This is a genomic window from Micromonospora sp. NPDC048839 (genome assembly GCF_040649915.1).
Classification (GTDB): Bacteria; Actinomycetota; Actinomycetes; order Mycobacteriales; family Micromonosporaceae; genus Micromonospora.
In genome coordinates, this window is sequence record NZ_JBEZGL010000016.1 from 97,454 (window position 1) to 111,496 (window position 14,043).

A 14,043-nucleotide genomic window follows, 5' to 3' on the forward strand; every position below is an offset into this window, starting at 1 on the left:
TACCCGGAGGACGGTTCGCCGCCACCTAGGGTGTGGTGACCTGAACACACCGACCCTGAGGAGTGCGCCCGATGCTCTCGACGACGATCCTGCTGGACCGCCTGCTCGCGGCCGGGATGGAGGTCGTCACGGTGGAGCCGGTGACCGGCGGGGTGGCGGCGGTCGCGGGCATAGCCACCCGCCGGGACGCGCCGCCGGTGTTCGTCAAGGCGTTCGCCGACACGCCCGCCGACGGGGTCTTCCGGGCTGAGGCCGAAGGGCTGGCCGTGCTGCGCGAGCTTGGCGGCGTACCGACACCGGAGGTGCTCCTGGCGGACCGGGGACTGCTCGTGTTGTCGGTGCTGCACCCGAGGCCGCACAGCGAGGTCTTCTGGGAACGGCTCGCACACCTGCTCGCCGACATGCACCTGACCACGGCCCATCCCCGCTTCGGTTGGCACCACGACAACTGGCTGGGCCGCCGCCGCCAGGTCAACACGTGGCAGGACGACGGCCACGCGTTCTTCGCGGAGCACCGACTGCTCCGGTGGCTCGGGGAGCCCCGGGTGGAGTCGGCGCTCGACGCCGGAGACCGGGCGGCACTGGAACGCCTCTGTCACCGGCTGCCCGACCTCCTGCCGGACCGGCCCGCGTGCCTGACGCACGGCGACCTGTGGACCCAGAACATCCTGGCCACCGCGGACGGGCGGCCCGCGCTGATCGACCCGGCGGTGTCCTACATGTGGGCCGAGGTCGACCTCGCCCACGTCTGGTCCACCTCTCCCCCGCCCGAGGCGCGACGGTTCTTCGAGGTCTACGCGGACCGGACCGCGCTCGACGACGGCTGGCGGGACCGGATGCCGATCGTCCAGCTGCGACAACACCTCGCCGTACTGGCCCAGTTCGACGACGACTGGGGCGCGGCCGACCAGATCCGTGCCGTGCTCGCCCCGTTCCGGACGCGATCCTGACCCGAGGCGTCCGTGCCGCTGGTGTCCCTCAGGAACGCGCCGGCCCGATGGCCAGCCGGACTCAGTCGCGGACAACAGACCTGAGATCGACTGGATCCGCGGTTCGCACGGACGGGCGGCGGGACAGGACGTACCCGGTCAGTGCGGCGGCCAGGCCGGCGAGCCCGGCCGTCGTGAACCCGCCCGCCGGCACGGTCAGGTCGATCGCCAGGCCGACGAGTGGGGAGCCGAGGGCGAAACCGGCGCTCTGCGCCGACGACTGCAGACCCGTCACCTCGCCCCGCACACCAGGTGGCGCGAGTCGGCTCACCGCGTCGGCCACCGTGGAGAGGGTCGGCGCGGTGAGGAGCCCGCTGGCTACGACGGCCACGCACATCCAGCGCCAGTCGTGGGCGAGCCCGACCGGGACCGTCACGAGCCCGAGCAGGCCGAGCAGCAGCCACGTGGGCAGCGGTCGGGTCAGCGTGCCGTAGATCAGTCCACCGATGACGGACGAGACGCCGAACACCACCACGACCACGGCGGCCCAGGACACCTGACCGACGTCCCGCAGCGTGGCGACGATGGCGAGGTCGACGCCGCTGAGCAGCGTCGTGGCGCCGAACGCCATCGTCAGCGCGGCGATCATCGGGGCGCGCAGCCACTGCCGGCGCGAGGGTCGCGCCCCGGCTGCGGCGGCCGCCTCGTCCTCGGCGTGCATCGGTGGATTGAGCAGGGCGAGGCCGACCCCGCCGGCCAGGATCGCCGCACCGACCCCCCACGCCACCACGTCGGGGGACATCGTGGCCGCGCCCAGGATCACCACCGCCGGCCCCACGATGTACGACAGCTCGCCCTGCACCGATTCCAGCGCGAACGCGGGTCGGCGCTGCTCCGCCGTCGTCATCGCGGCTATCGCCTGCCTGCCCACCGCCTGGGCCGGCACCATCAGCAGGCCCGCCACCAGGCTGGCGACCAGCAGGAACTCGTACGGCAGGACCGGCACGCCCAGCCAGAACACGACCTGCACGGTGACCGTCACCAGCAGGACGAGGCGCGGGCCCCGTGAGTCGACGACGCGGCCGAGCAGCGGCCCGCCGAGCGCCACTCCGGCGGTCAGGGCCGCGGCAACTCCACCCGCTGCCGCGTAGCTCAGCTCCAGGTCCAGGACGACAAAGATCGTCAGTGCCATCACATCAGCAGTTATCGCGGTGCGGGCGAGCAGCGAGACGCCCAGCAGCGGTGCCATTCCTGGCACGGCGAGCACCTGCCGGTATCCGGTCACCCGACTGACGCTAATTCGCTCCACACGCCATAAGAAGACGTCAGTTTGTTGCGGCCGGCATAATGAATCCTTATGGCCAGGGATCTGGAGACGGCTCTGCTGCGGTCGTTCGTCGCCGCCGTGCGGGAGGGCAGCATCAGCCGCGCCGCGACCGCGATCGGGCATACCCAGCCCGGTCTCAGCCAGCAATTGCGCAAGCTCGAGAGCGTCGTCGGCCGTCCGCTGCTGCACCGGTCGTCGTCTGGCGTCTCGCCGACCCGGGCCGGGGAGGAACTCCTGCCGTACGCCGAACGCATCCTCGCGCTCTCCGCACAGGCACTCGCCGAAACCGGACGTACGCTCACCGGTCACTGTGGCGTCGGGCTACTCGAAGACCTCGCCGCGTCCCAGCTTCCACAGGCCCTCGCCGACCTCGCCCGGCTGCACCCCGGCGCGACGCTGGAGGTGCTCAGCTGTTCCAACTCCGCCATGCGGGAGGCCTACGACGCCGGCCGGGTCCAACTCGTCCTCGACGCGTTGCCGGACATCCCCGGGCCGCCCCGCTGGACGGTGCGGTCCCCGCTGGTCTGGGCGACCGGGCAGGGTGTGGACGTGGCCGCCGATCCGCTGCCGGTGGTGTTGTTCTCCAACCCCTGCTCCTGGCGTACGTCCGTGCTGGACACGCTGGAGCGCGCCGACCGGCGCTGGCGGGTCGCGTTCGAGAGCAACAGCCTGGTCGGAGTGCTCGCCGCGGTACGGGCCGGGCTCGCCGTCGCGGCGCTCATGCCCGCGAACCTCGAACCGGTCATGATCTGCCGGGACGCCGATGCCCTGCCCGTCCTGCCGGACGTCGAGTTCGGCCTCGCACGGCACCCACGGACCGAAGGTGATCCGCTGATCGACGCCGTGGAGACCGCGCTCCGTCGCATCGTCTGAGCACGCGCCCGCGTCGTCGGGCGGACGGGTCACCCACTCCCCGCGCCGACGACCGCCATCATGATCAAAAAGCGCCGCCGTCGCCTACTCAGCAGCGCGGTCATCGGTCCAGCCCTTCCGGGCGCGGCCGGGACAGGCCGAGGATGACAACGACGCCGACGCTCAGGTGCAGCAGCGCGAGGATCGCCATCGCTTCCCCGCCGACGCCACTCGGCGGCCCGACCACGAGCGACAGCAGCAGGACCGCGACTGCGACCGAGGTCCACCAGACCCGGGGACGGTTGGTCCGGCGTTCCAGTACCGCGAGCAGCGCCCAACCGGCCAGCGCCGCGACCGCGGCGGCCACGACGACCGCGGCCACGGTGATCTGCCGGGTCGAACTGCCAGACCTGACCGTCAGGTCGACGCCCGCCACCGAGTGCAGGAGCGCGAACTCGGCCGCCGCCACCAGGACCGCGCCGGCCACCACCGTGGCTCGTCGCGGGAGCACATTGTTCGTCATGCTCCGAGTGTGTGGAGCGGGGTCGGCCGGACACGTCGGTCCGGACGCCGCGGCGGGTACGTCCGCCGGCGGTGGGGCGTACTACCAAAGGAGGTGGTCCGCCCCGCCGCGAGCCCAGTAGCCTGCGCGAATGGATGCGGCGACGTGCGAGGTAGCGCAGCCGAGGAGGTGGCGTTTCCTCCCGGTGGGCGTGACGACCGTGGCGATCGGCGTCCTCGTCGCGACCATGCTGTGGTCCGCCGTCCGTTCCAGCTCCACCGCTCTGGTCGGCACCGACGTCGCGCTGGCGGTGGCCGCGCTGACCCTCGTGCCGGTGGTCGTCCGCCGACCGGAGATCGGTGGCGTGCTGGCCGGCCTGCTCGTCGCGCTCTCTCCGGTGGCCACGCCGGTGGCCAGCTTCGCGGTGCTGTTCACCGCCCGCAACCGGCCGTTTCGGCAGGCAGCGACGACAGCGGCGGTCGGCGTGGCGGGCGAGGCGGCGCAGGCGCTCTGGCGGCCGGTGCCCAGCCTGCCGTACGGCTGGCGGCTGCTGCTGATGGCGATCGCGTACGCGGCCCTGCTCGGCTGGGGCACCTGGGCGCAGGCCCGGCACGCCCTGCTGGCAGCGCTGCGGGATCGGGCCCGGCGGGCCGAGCAGGAGCAGGAACGACGGGTCGTCGAGGCGCGGGCGGCCGAGCGCAGCCGGATCGCGCGGGAGATGCACGACGTGCTGGCCCACCGGTTGTCCCTGCTGGCGGCGGCCGCCGGCGCGATGGAGTACCGGCCGGATGCCGCGCCCGAGCGGCTCAGCGCCGCCGCCGGGGTGATCCGGGCCAGCGCGCAGCACGCCCTCGACGAGCTGCGCGAGGTCATCACGCTGCTGCGCAGCGACGACGTCGAGTCGCCGACCGACGCGCCACCCGGGCAGACCCTTGCCGACCTGCCGCGCCTGCTCGACGAGGCGCGGGCCGCCGGGCAACAGATCGAGGTCGACGACCCGCTCGGCCCGCCGGTCGAGATTCCCCCGGCGGTGGGCCGCACCGCGTACCGGATCGCCCAGGAGGCACTGACCAACGCCCGCAAGCACGCGGCCGGCCAACCGGTCCGGCTGGTGCTCGGCGGCGCGCCCGGCTCCGGTCTGCGCATCGCGGTGAGCAACCCGACCACGCCCGCCAGCGGTGCCACCGGCAGCGTTGGCACCGGCCTGATCGGACTGGCCGAACGGGCCGCGCTCACCGGTGGTCGCGTGACGCACCACGTCGACGCCGCAGGGCGTTTTCACCTCACCGCGTGGCTGCCGTGGCCGACGTGACGGGCCCGATCCGGGTCGTCATCGTCGACGACGATCCCCTCGTCCGGGGAATGCTCACGCTGATGCTCGACGGCGCCGACGGGATCGTCGTCGTGGGCGAGGCCGCCGACGGCGCCACGGCGATCACCGCGGTGGACAGGCATACACCCGACGTGGTGCTGATGGACATCAGGATGCCCGGCGTCAACGGCATCACCGCCACCCAGCGCCTGCGTCGCCGCCACCGGCCACCCGAGATCATCGTGCTCACCACGTTCGACACCGACGAGCACGTGGTGCGGGCCCTCCGCGCCGGGGCCAGCGGCTTCCTGCTCAAGGACACCCCGCCGGAACAGATCAGCCAGGCGGTCCGCGCGGTCGCCGCCGGCAACCCGATGCTGTCTCCGGGCGTGACGCGCCGCCTCATGCAGCGGGTCGCGTCCGGGGCCGCGTCCCAGGAGCGGGCGCGCGAGCGGTTGGCCCTGCTCACGCCCCGGGAACGCGACGTCGTGCTGGCCATCGCGCAGGGACGCGCCAACGCCGAGATCGCCGGCGAACTGCTGATGAGCGTGACGACGGTGAAGGCCCACGTCTCGCACATCCTGACCAAGCTGGATCTCGACAACCGTACCCAGATAGCCCTGCTCGCCCACGACGGCCGGCTCCTCTGACCGGATCTCCGCGCTCGGAACAGGCGCGCGACCGGGGAATGCCAGGGCCATCCGCGCCCCATCGGATCGGGGATACTCTCGCCGTGCACATCGACCTCGACCAGATCGAAGCGGCATTCGCCGGCACGCCACTTGCCGGCCTGCCGATCGGGCACGGCCCGTCGGGCAGCGTCCTCGTCGCCGACGTCGACCCCGAGCGCCTGCGGGAGGCGTGGCAGGCAGCCGACGCACTGGTGCCGGTCATCGGACGGCTGCCGGTCCTGGTCAGCGACGACGTCGACGACGAGATGACAATTCGGCAGGAGCCCGAGCGGGGTCCGTCGGGGTCGGAGCTGCGCGCGTTCGTCGAGGCCGCGCGGTCCTCCGAACCCTGGCTGGCATACCGCCGCCACAGCGAGGACCACGTGGCCGGCGAGGGCGGGGTGGAGCACCACGCGCGCGGCGCGGCCGGTGTCGACCTGATGGCCCTGGTGTCGGATGTGGTGCTGCCGACTCCGGTCCCCGAGCTGGAACGGACGCTGTACGAGCGGCTGCTCACCGACACCGACCTGCATGCCCAGGTGCTGGACAGCGTGCGGTTGGTGACGCAGTTCGACTACTGGTACACGCCGGACAGCGTTCTGCTCATGTTGCTGCCGACCACCGACGTCCGCGCTTGCGCGTACTGGGTGGACTTCTTCGGTGCGCTGACCCTGGAGGACCGACAGGAACTCGCCGAGGTGCTGGCGCAGTGGCGGCACCGGTGGGAAGCCCGTCTGGTCGCGTCGTGGGGCACCATGCTCCAGTTCCAGGTGGGTCGTCGCCCGACGCCGGGCGACGACGCGTGGGCCGCCGCCGGTCAACTCAAGGCGCTCGCCCCGAACCTCGAGTTGAGCCGGTGGGAGGTCGCCGTTGCCCTGGCGGCCGGCGACGCGTGGTTCGTGCACAACCGCCCCTGACCTGGATGTGCATCCGAACAGCGCCTCGATCTTCCTGAAACCGGGGTGTCCGGGCTCGACGGACACCCCGGCTTCACCGAAGCCATGCCAGTGGATCAGGAGCCGACGGGGACGCTGGTCGTGGTGCCGTCGGCGCCGGTGACACGGACGTCGGTGGCCGCAGCGGGTACGAGTGCCGCGTTACGGCCGACGTCCTGCCACTGACCGTCGCCGACCCGATAGCTCAACGCCGACCCCTCGGCGGCGACCAGAATGCCCTGGTCGTCGGGCAGTCGTAGCCGCACCGGCAGCGGCGCCTGCCAGTTCACGGTCGTGCTGGCGACCGCCTCGAAGGGCAGGTTTCTGCCGGCGAGCAGGGCGATGACGCGGGTCGGATCGTCGTCGTACTGGATGGTTTCCACGAGGAGCCGCCGGCCGTCGGGGGTTGCTCCGTAGACCGTCAGACGCGGTGATCCGTTGTGCGTGTGCACGCCCACCGGGTCGAGGTAGTCGGCGATGGCTTCGGTTGGCGCGCTCACCTCTTCGGCAGCCGGATCGATTCCCCACACCTGCTCGGTGCCGGGCAACGTGTGGCGGAGCAGCGGTGACGCCGGCCGGTCCTGGCTGTCCGGCGTGAGGATCAGTTCCGTGTTGTTGATGTGAATCGCGTTCGCCCGGCTGACCGGCGTCCGGGCGAGCGCGATGGTGAGCTTCGTGCGCTGCGGCGGCACCGACAGCACCGCCGCGCCGTCCCGGAAGTCCACCGGAGTGAAGGTCCGCTCGATCTTGCCGTCGGGCAGATACCGCAGGTCCGCCGAGAACTCCACCTGTTGCCCGAAGTCGAGCACGAGCAGCACGTCGCGCTGCGAGCCGAGCAGCGCCGCCTGCTCGAGGCCATCCGTTCCGGAATCGTCGACCCGGGTCAGGGTGTCGATGCGCGGGCCGTCGGCGGTGGGTTCGACGAACCCCACCGATGTGTCGTTCGTGGTGTCCCCGGCGACGTAGGCGGCCGGGCCAGCGGGTGTGTTACCGGCCCAGACAACGTGCGGTTCGCCGCGCGCCCCCTCACCCATCTGCCCCAGCTGGCGTTCCCACGCCTCGCGGACCTGCCGCAGGTACCCGTCGTCGGCGGCCAGGTCACCGCGTGTGGGCTCGTCGAACAGCGGCGCGGCGGCCGGCGCCTCACCCCCGTCGCCGGCCAGTCGGAGCCCGCCGACCACGGGGAGGGCCACCACGGCCACGCAGAGAGCCGCCACCACGGCCCGGCGGCGTGCCACCCTCCGCCGCCCACCCCGGCGCGCCGCGGCCGGCAACTCCGCCGGGACGACCAGGTCATCCGTCGCGCGACGCAGGATCTCGCGCACGTCACTGTCGTTAGTTGTCATCGCGCACTCCTGGTTTCCGTGATGGGCATGGCGAGACCCGATTCCGCCAGCGCCGCCCGCAGCCGTGCCAGCCCGCGCGACGCGTGACTCTTCACCGCGCCCGCGGAGCACCCCATCGCCGCCGCGACGTCGGCGACCGGCAGATCCTCCAGGTAACGGAGCACCACCGCGGCCCGCTGCCGGGCCGGCAACGCCCGCAGCGCCCCGACGACCAGCTCGCGAACCGCGACGGCGTCGGCGTGGTCCCGGGCGACGCCGTCGTGGTCACCGAGCGCCCGTTCCGGACGCCGGGCACGCCAACGCCACCGATTGATGGACCGATTGACCAGCGCACGTCGCGCGTACGCCTCCGGGCTGCTCTGCACCCGACGCCAGCGCACGTACACCTGCTCCAGCACCTCCTGGAGCAGGTCCTCGGCGGCGTGCCGATCCCCGGTCAAGAGAAAGGCAACCCGCAGCAACACCACCGACCGGGTGCGCACGAAGTCATCGAACTCCGCCCCACGCGAATCACTCATCCGACCTCCCGGGCCTCGTCAACCAGCAAGACACCGCGTCGGCCCACGAGGTTTACCGGTCCGGCGATCTGCTCGGCCGAATTCCCGGACGACCCGCCGCAGACCCTGCTGATCCACCGACACACGACTCATGTCAGGAAGTCTCCGCCACGGACCGTGAGCGGACCGGTCGCGGGGTTTCGCCGGCTGTTGCTTTCGGGTAGCGGATGGTTCATGAACCGCAATCTCGTCAAGGCCCTCCAGGTCGCCTGGGAGCTGCCCGAGTTCCGCAGCGGGCTGCGCCACCTCATCGATCTCGACGAGGTGGCACTGCTGCTGGCCACGCTGTCCGTCGCGGACCACGACCACGAGGTCGAGCGCAGCCTGTTGAACCTGCTGCGGTCCGCCCTGGACACGACCGAGATTCGGGAAGCCGTACTGCTGCTGCTGGAGCAGGACGAGGTACGCCGGCCGCTCGTCGCGGCGGCGGTGGAGCCGCTTGCGGACCGGCCCGGTCAGGCTGCCGCCATCGCCTCGGCGGCCGAGGATCCCGCGGTGCGGCGTGAGATGCGCGCCGTGCTGGACAACGCCAAGGTACGCGAGCTGATCTGGCAGGCGATCGACAACCAGGTGAGCGACAACCGGTTCGGCCTGATCCGGCAGGTGGCGGTGCTGTTCGTACGGCATCCGAGCGTCCGGCGGCTGGTGTGGGCCGTACGCCGGCACGGGGTGTTGCGCGAACTACGCCGCAACCCCTGAGCTGCGTCTGGGTGGCGGACAGCCGGAAGGTAGCGGCCTCTCATTCCGGCCGGCCGCGGGTGAACTGCTCCAGCGCGGCCTGGGTGAGCGCCGCCCGCGTCTCGGCCTTCTTGCGCTCCCGCAGCCCCGACACGCCACCTTGGCAGCACTTCTTGCGTGGCACGCAAATATGCGTGCCACGCAAGAATGTCCGACCGGGCACTAGTAGGTGAAGGTCCAGAGGAAGTAGAAGCCGGGCGCGTTGGGGCCGTACTGCCGGTACTCGCAGTAGTACCAGCTCCACAGGCCGGTCCGGGCGCCCTCGCTGCCATAGCTGTTGCAGAACTGGCCGTCGGAGTAGACATTGCGCAGCGTGCCGCCCTGCGGGTCCGCCGCAGCCGGAGTGGCGCCGGTCCCGACCAGCCCACCCAGTGCGAGCGTCACCGCCACCACCAGGGTCGCCCATCTGCGTCCGCGCATGAAGTCTCCTCCCACCACCGTCCGCGGCGCACCGACGCTCCCCGTCGAGCCAGGGCCAGGACATCGAAGTTTGTGAAAGTAAGGCTTACATGGACGTGCGCGATCCGATTCCCGACAACGGGCGGCGCTACCGCGATGATCCGCCAGCGTGATCTCCATCGAACGGGCATCCACCCTGGCCACGCGGGGTCAGCTCGGGATGGCCACAGCGCGTCCGGCAGTACGGTGGCCCGCGACCCGCGCGGGTACGATCCGTGCCATGGTCGCGACGTGAGCGGGGAAGGACCGGCTGATGAGCACCGATGAAACGCTCACCCGCATCAACGAGGGCGTGCAGTTGCATCACCAGCACGGCCAGCGTGCAGCCGCTCGTGACCTGTTCGCAGAGATCTGGGACGACATCGGCGGCGAGGGAGGCGACCCCCTGCACGTCTGCGTCCTCGCACACTCGATGGCCGACGTGCAGGACGACGCCCACCAGGAGTTGGTCTGGGACCAGCGAGCGCTCGTGGCGGCCGACCTGCTCACCGAAGCGCGAGTCGCGCGGGCCGGCGTGCCGATGTCCGTGGCGGCCCTGTACCCGTCGTTGCATCTCAACCTGGCGGATTGCTATCGCAAGCTCGGCGACCTCGGCCGTGCCCGCGAACACCTCCAGCATGCCGAGGCGGGGATCGGCGCGCTTGGCGATGACGAGTACGGGGAGCTGATCAGGAGCGGCCGGGATCGGCTGGCGCACCAGCTGGCGACCGCTGAGTAGGCGCATCGCCGACAGACTCCGGGAGGAAGCTCCCCTTGCGGTAGAGGCGCGAGCAGGCGGGACGGGTCAGGCGCGGTCGATGAGATCGAGGCCGGTCAGGTCGGCCGAGAGCGCCCAGAGCCGGGCCGCCGTACTGCTGTCGTCGGGGCTGCCGTCGGTGACCTGGCAGTCCGCGCAGTAGTCGCCGCCGTACCCGTCGAGGTGAGGTGAGGTGGCGGCCCAGACCTGGGTCGCCGCGCCCTGCTCGACGGTCTTGAACAGGCCCGGCGCGGGAGTCCCGTCCGCGTCGATCCAGCCGGCGGCGACCATCTCCTCGACCGTGAGGTGTCGTTGCAGCGGGGTCTGGATGTAGCCCGGGTTGACGGAGAAGGCGCGGACCCGGTGCGGTCCGCCGAGCAGGCCGAGGTGGCGGGCGAACAGGATGTTCGCGAGCTTCGACTGGGTGTAGGCCTCCCACTTGTCGTAGCCGCGCTCGAACTGCACGTCGTCCCACCGGATCCGCCATGAGGGGTCGCGGCCGGAGGCGACCGAGACCACACGGGCAGCATCGGAGGCGACGAGCGCCGGCCACAGCAGGTTCACCAGTGCGTAGTGACCGAGGTGGTTGATCGCGAACTGCGCCTCCCAGCCGGGTCCCACCCGCGTCTCCGGGCACGCCATGACCCCTGCTCCCGCGACCAGGATGTCGAGGACGGAATGACTGCGCAGAAACCGCTCGGCGAACGCGCGGACGGAGGCGAGGTCGGCGAGGTCGACCTGGTCGACCTCGACCCCGGCCACGCCGGCGAGCGCCTGCCGCGCCGCGTCCGGCCGGCGGGCGGGGACGACGACGCGAGCCCCCGCCCGGGTGAGCGCGCGGGTGGTGGCGAGACCGAGGCCCGAGTAGCCGCCCGTGACGACGGCGGTCCTGCCGGTGAGGTCGACTCCGTCGAGGACGTCTCCGGTCGTACTGTGGGCACCGAATTTGGGGTGGGTAGTCTCGCTGGTCATGCCGGCGACGCTAGGTGCTGGACCGTGGTCTAGGTCAACGGACTGCGGGGCTACCGGCTACGGTCGAGGCTGTGTCGGACCGGGACCTCAGCATCGGACAGGTGGCGCAGCGCACCGGGTTGAGCGTGCACACGCTACGGCTCTACGAGCGCAAGGGTCTGCTGGCCAGCGAGGTGCGGCGGGACGGATCCGGCAGGCGTGTCTACAGCGCCTGGGATCTGCAGTGGTTGGCGAACTGCGTGAAGTTCCGGGCCTCCGGGATGCCGCTCGCGACGATCAGCCGCCTGGCCCAACTCGTTCGCGAGGGCAGCGGCAACGAGGCCGAACGGCTCGAACTGCTCCGCGATCACCAGCGGCACATCACCGAGCAGCTCGCGCAGCTGAGCGACTGCCTCGATCTCGTCAACGGCAAGGTGGCCAGCTATGAGGAACACCTCGCCGCCGGCGCGACCGGAGATCCCTGGCAGCGGCACCCCCAGCCCGCGGCGCAGGCGGAACGGTGAGCAACCGCGCCTCGGCCGGCGTCCACATCCGCAACTGTCCGGGCAGAATCTCGGGGTGAGTAACCGCGAAGAGGTGTTGCGGGGGAACGTCACTAGCGGGGTCGTGCGAGTCGGCGACACGGTTCGACGGCCCGTCGGACCCTGGACGGACATGGTCGACCTGCTGCTCGACCACCTGCACGCCGTCGGGTTCACCGCGTGCCCTCGCCCGCTGGGCCGGGACGAGCAGGGCAGGCAGGTGCTGGAATACGTCCCGGGCGAGATGGGTGCTGAGTCCGGCACCTACCCCGCCACGGAACTGCGCTCGATCGGGCGGCTGCTGGCGCACCTGCACGAGGCGCTGGCCAGCTTCGTACCGCCGGCCGGCGCGAGCTGGAACCAGGTCATCCCGCCGGACCGGGAAGAGATGATCTGCCACAACGACGTAGCACCATGGAACCTGGTCAGGTCGGATCGGGGGTGGGTGCTGATCGACTGGGACGGGGCCGCGCCAGGCTCGCGACTGTGGGACCTCGCGTACGCGGTCCAGAGCATGGCCGGCCTCCGCGCAGACCGGCCGGTGCCGCAGTCCGCGGCACGGCTGCGGGCGTTCGTCGACGGCTACGGCCTCGATGACGCATCCCGTCCGGCGCTGGCCGTCCTGTTGGGCCGCCGCGCCAGAGCCATGTACGACCTGCTGCGCGAGGGCGCCCGCCACCAGCGCCAGCCGTGGGCCAGGATCTGGACCGAGGACGGTCCCTACTGGCTGGCAACTGCCGACTACCTCGACGCACACCGCGACGCCTGGCTGGCCGGGCTGGAGTGATCAGAGCGGGGCCGGCGGTACCCAGGCGCACCGATGCCGGACGATGTGCGGTGGCTCGGCACCGGGACCGCCGGGGGCCGCACGCACGATGGGAGGATTTCAGACGTGGCAGCCGACGCACCGCGCACTCCACAGCAGCGCAAGCAGGACACCCTCGCCCGCCTCGACCGCGACCTGGACGCGTGGGTCGCCTCAGCCGACCGGGACGGCAACGCCCACCTGGTGCCGCTCTCCTTCCTCTGGGACGGCGTGACCCTCACCCTGGCCACAACCGAGTCCAGCCCGACCGCGCGCAATCTGCGTGCCTCGGGACGAGTGCGGATGTCGGTAGGCACGACCCGCGACGTGGTACTCATCGATGGCACCGTCGAGACGTTCTCGCGCGTGACCGTACCGGTCGATCTGGCCGACGCCTTCGCCGCGAAGCTCTGGGACGCTCGGGTCGGCACAACCCCCTACGCGTACTTGCGAGTGACGCCTCGCCGGATTCAGGCGTGGCGGGAGGAGAACGAACTTGCCGGTCGGGACCTGATGCGTGCCGGTCAGTGGCTCGTCTGAACGGCTGTGACCCCGCCGGAGACATGGCGGTCACCGGAGGTGGCGTCGCATCCAGGCCAGTGTGGCGTCGGCGACCGCACGCCAGCCGCCGTCGATCGGCATCGAGTGCCCGCGGTCGGGAAACTCCTGGTAGTCGGTGACCGCCGAGGAGACGCGGTACCGCTTGACCGTGGCCCTGACGACGGCCGCGGGCGCACTGTGGTCCCTACCGCCGGCCACCATGAGCAGTGGTCCCCGGGCCGGGTTGGCAACGTCGATCGTGGCTGGTGAGCGTCGGGAGAGGTTCGCGGACACCAGCTCGAAGACCGGCCTGCCGGGTGAGGGGATGACCCACTGCCGGTACAACCGGTCGGATTCGAGTGTGGTGAGCGCGTTGCCGTGGCTGTAGCGGAACTGCCGATCGGTCAGCGATATCGCCCGTAGCCGGTTGGCCGGGTTGCGCAGCAGGGGCCAGCCCACCGGAATGCTCGACGGCGCGCGGTTCGCCACACCTCTGATGGGTGGAGGTTGCAGCGCCACCGCCGCCACCGCGAGGTCCTGATCGAGGAGGCGCTGCGCCACCAGGCCGCCGGTCGAGTGGCCGATGACGACCGGTCGTTCGCCGAGCGTGCCGATGACCTGTGCGTAGTGCGCGACGATGTCGTCGATGCCGATGCCAGCGACCCGGTCCGGCTCGTGCCGCGCTTCTGCGACTGTGCTCGGCTCACCCGGCCAGCCTGGATTGAGCGGTTCATATCCCGCCGTCCGGAACAGCTCGACCCAGCTGGCCCAGGATGCGGCGTGCAGGAACATGCCATGGACGAACACCACGGGCGTACCTGTCGCTGCCATCTCTCCCCCT

Annotated in this window: 18 protein-coding genes; 10 read left to right on the plus strand and 8 right to left on the minus strand. The window is 71.4% G+C overall.

What is annotated here, in order from left to right; all coding sequences use genetic code 11:
• The first annotated feature begins 71 nt into the window (after positions 1-71).
• Positions 72-950 (plus strand): fructosamine kinase family protein, encoded by an 879-nt coding sequence (locus tag AB0C25_RS26515; RefSeq protein ID WP_357376930.1) that lies wholly within the window; start codon positions 72-74, stop codon positions 948-950.
• Positions 951-1,011: 61 nt separating this feature from the next.
• On the opposite strand, the gene AB0C25_RS26520 is transcribed toward AB0C25_RS26515, so the two are convergent.
• Positions 1,012-2,214 carry an MFS transporter gene (locus AB0C25_RS26520; RefSeq protein WP_357376931.1) on the minus strand — a complete coding sequence of 401 codons (1,203 nt, stop codon included), beginning with the start codon at positions 2,212-2,214 and terminating at the stop codon, positions 1,012-1,014.
• A gap of 72 nt (positions 2,215-2,286) precedes the next feature.
• Here AB0C25_RS26520 and AB0C25_RS26525 point away from each other — a divergent pair, with 72 nt between their 5' ends.
• A complete protein-coding gene (locus tag AB0C25_RS26525; RefSeq protein ID WP_357376932.1) occupies positions 2,287-3,129 on the plus strand; it encodes a LysR family transcriptional regulator in 843 nt (280 codons plus the stop codon).
• Between the two features lie 100 nt (positions 3,130-3,229).
• Here AB0C25_RS26525 and AB0C25_RS26530 read toward each other — a convergent pair whose 3' ends face one another.
• Positions 3,230-3,631 (minus strand): DUF6069 family protein, encoded by a 402-nt coding sequence (locus tag AB0C25_RS26530; RefSeq protein WP_357376933.1) that lies wholly within the window; start codon positions 3,629-3,631, stop codon positions 3,230-3,232.
• A 130-nt stretch (positions 3,632-3,761) separates the two neighbouring features.
• Here AB0C25_RS26530 and AB0C25_RS26535 point away from each other — a divergent pair, with 130 nt between their 5' ends.
• The 3 genes from AB0C25_RS26535 (at position 3,762) to AB0C25_RS26545 (ending at position 6,510) form a co-directional block, all read left to right on the plus strand.
• Complete coding sequence (locus AB0C25_RS26535) at positions 3,762-4,922, plus strand: histidine kinase (protein WP_357376934.1); 1,161 nt, start codon at positions 3,762-3,764, stop codon at positions 4,920-4,922.
• Positions 4,910-5,572, plus strand: a complete 663-nt coding sequence (locus tag AB0C25_RS26540; RefSeq protein WP_357376935.1) for a response regulator transcription factor — start codon at positions 4,910-4,912, stop codon at positions 5,570-5,572. Before AB0C25_RS26535 ends, AB0C25_RS26540 begins: the two co-directional genes overlap by 13 nt.
• 83 nt (positions 5,573-5,655) lie before the next feature.
• Complete coding sequence (locus AB0C25_RS26545) at positions 5,656-6,510, plus strand: DUF4253 domain-containing protein (protein WP_357376936.1); 855 nt, start codon at positions 5,656-5,658, stop codon at positions 6,508-6,510.
• A 95-nt stretch (positions 6,511-6,605) separates the two neighbouring features.
• Here AB0C25_RS26545 and AB0C25_RS26550 read toward each other — a convergent pair whose 3' ends face one another.
• Both AB0C25_RS26550 and AB0C25_RS26555 read right to left on the minus strand, forming a co-directional pair.
• Complete coding sequence (locus AB0C25_RS26550) at positions 6,606-7,874, minus strand: hypothetical protein (RefSeq protein WP_357376937.1); 1,269 nt, start codon at positions 7,872-7,874, stop codon at positions 6,606-6,608.
• A complete protein-coding gene (locus AB0C25_RS26555) occupies positions 7,871-8,392 on the minus strand; it encodes a SigE family RNA polymerase sigma factor (protein ID WP_357376938.1) in 522 nt (173 codons plus the stop codon). Before AB0C25_RS26555 ends, AB0C25_RS26550 begins: the two co-directional genes overlap by 4 nt.
• Positions 8,393-8,605: 213 nt before the next feature.
• Between AB0C25_RS26555 and AB0C25_RS26560 the strand changes: the two genes are divergently transcribed.
• Positions 8,606-9,130, plus strand: coding sequence for a hypothetical protein (locus AB0C25_RS26560; protein ID WP_357376939.1), 525 nt, complete (start codon positions 8,606-8,608; stop codon positions 9,128-9,130).
• A 40-nt stretch (positions 9,131-9,170) separates the two neighbouring features.
• Here the strand turns inward: AB0C25_RS26560 and AB0C25_RS26565 are convergent, their stop codons facing one another.
• Entirely contained in the window at positions 9,171-9,293 is a 123-nt protein-coding gene (locus AB0C25_RS26565; protein ID WP_357376940.1) for a hypothetical protein, read from the minus strand.
• Positions 9,294-9,331: 38 nt separating this feature from the next.
• On the minus strand, positions 9,332-9,589 hold the full coding sequence (locus tag AB0C25_RS26570) for a hypothetical protein (RefSeq protein ID WP_357376941.1): 258 nt from the start codon (positions 9,587-9,589) through the stop codon (positions 9,332-9,334).
• Positions 9,590-9,881: 292 nt separating this feature from the next.
• On the opposite strand from AB0C25_RS26570, the gene AB0C25_RS26575 reads away from it, so the two are divergent.
• Complete coding sequence (locus tag AB0C25_RS26575) at positions 9,882-10,346, plus strand: hypothetical protein (RefSeq protein WP_357376942.1); 465 nt, start codon at positions 9,882-9,884, stop codon at positions 10,344-10,346.
• A 66-nt stretch (positions 10,347-10,412) separates the two neighbouring features.
• On the opposite strand, the gene AB0C25_RS26580 is transcribed toward AB0C25_RS26575, so the two are convergent.
• Entirely contained in the window at positions 10,413-11,336 is a 924-nt protein-coding gene (locus AB0C25_RS26580) for an oxidoreductase (protein WP_357376943.1), read from the minus strand.
• Between the two features lie 71 nt (positions 11,337-11,407).
• On the opposite strand from AB0C25_RS26580, the gene AB0C25_RS26585 reads away from it, so the two are divergent.
• From AB0C25_RS26585 to AB0C25_RS26595, 3 genes are all read left to right on the plus strand, one after another.
• Positions 11,408-11,839, plus strand: coding sequence for a MerR family transcriptional regulator (locus AB0C25_RS26585; protein ID WP_357376944.1), 432 nt, complete (start codon positions 11,408-11,410; stop codon positions 11,837-11,839).
• 55 nt (positions 11,840-11,894) lie between these two features.
• Positions 11,895-12,644 carry a phosphotransferase gene (locus AB0C25_RS26590; protein WP_357376945.1) on the plus strand — a complete coding sequence of 250 codons (750 nt, stop codon included), beginning with the start codon at positions 11,895-11,897 and terminating at the stop codon, positions 12,642-12,644.
• A 105-nt stretch (positions 12,645-12,749) separates the two neighbouring features.
• Positions 12,750-13,202, plus strand: a complete 453-nt coding sequence (locus AB0C25_RS26595; RefSeq protein ID WP_357376946.1) for a pyridoxamine 5'-phosphate oxidase family protein — start codon at positions 12,750-12,752, stop codon at positions 13,200-13,202.
• A 30-nt stretch (positions 13,203-13,232) separates the two neighbouring features.
• On the opposite strand, the gene AB0C25_RS26600 is transcribed toward AB0C25_RS26595, so the two are convergent.
• Positions 13,233-14,033: an alpha/beta hydrolase gene (locus AB0C25_RS26600; RefSeq protein WP_357376947.1), complete on the minus strand. Its 801-nt coding sequence runs from the start codon at positions 14,031-14,033 to the stop codon at positions 13,233-13,235.
• Positions 14,034-14,043: the final 10 nt, after the last annotated feature.

Coding starts and splice junctions, on each gene's coding strand:
- AB0C25_RS26515 (WP_357376930.1), top strand. CDS start 72: ATGCTCTCGACGACGATCCTGCTGGACCGCCTGCTCGCGGCCGGGATG.
- AB0C25_RS26525 (WP_357376932.1), top strand. CDS start 2,287: ATGGCCAGGGATCTGGAGACGGCTCTGCTGCGGTCGTTCGTCGCCGCC.
- AB0C25_RS26530 (WP_357376933.1), bottom strand. CDS start 3,631: ATGACGAACAATGTGCTCCCGCGACGAGCCACGGTGGTGGCCGGCGCG.
- AB0C25_RS26535 (WP_357376934.1), top strand. CDS start 3,762: ATGGATGCGGCGACGTGCGAGGTAGCGCAGCCGAGGAGGTGGCGTTTC.
- AB0C25_RS26550 (WP_357376937.1), bottom strand. CDS start 7,874: ATGACAACTAACGACAGTGACGTGCGCGAGATCCTGCGTCGCGCGACG.
- AB0C25_RS26555 (WP_357376938.1), bottom strand. CDS start 8,392: ATGAGTGATTCGCGTGGGGCGGAGTTCGATGACTTCGTGCGCACCCGG.
- AB0C25_RS26560 (WP_357376939.1), top strand. CDS start 8,606: ATGAACCGCAATCTCGTCAAGGCCCTCCAGGTCGCCTGGGAGCTGCCC.
- AB0C25_RS26570 (WP_357376941.1), bottom strand. CDS start 9,589: ATGCGCGGACGCAGATGGGCGACCCTGGTGGTGGCGGTGACGCTCGCA.
- AB0C25_RS26575 (WP_357376942.1), top strand. CDS start 9,882: ATGAGCACCGATGAAACGCTCACCCGCATCAACGAGGGCGTGCAGTTG.
- AB0C25_RS26580 (WP_357376943.1), bottom strand. CDS start 11,336: ATGACCAGCGAGACTACCCACCCCAAATTCGGTGCCCACAGTACGACC.
- AB0C25_RS26600 (WP_357376947.1), bottom strand. CDS start 14,033: ATGGCAGCGACAGGTACGCCCGTGGTGTTCGTCCATGGCATGTTCCTG.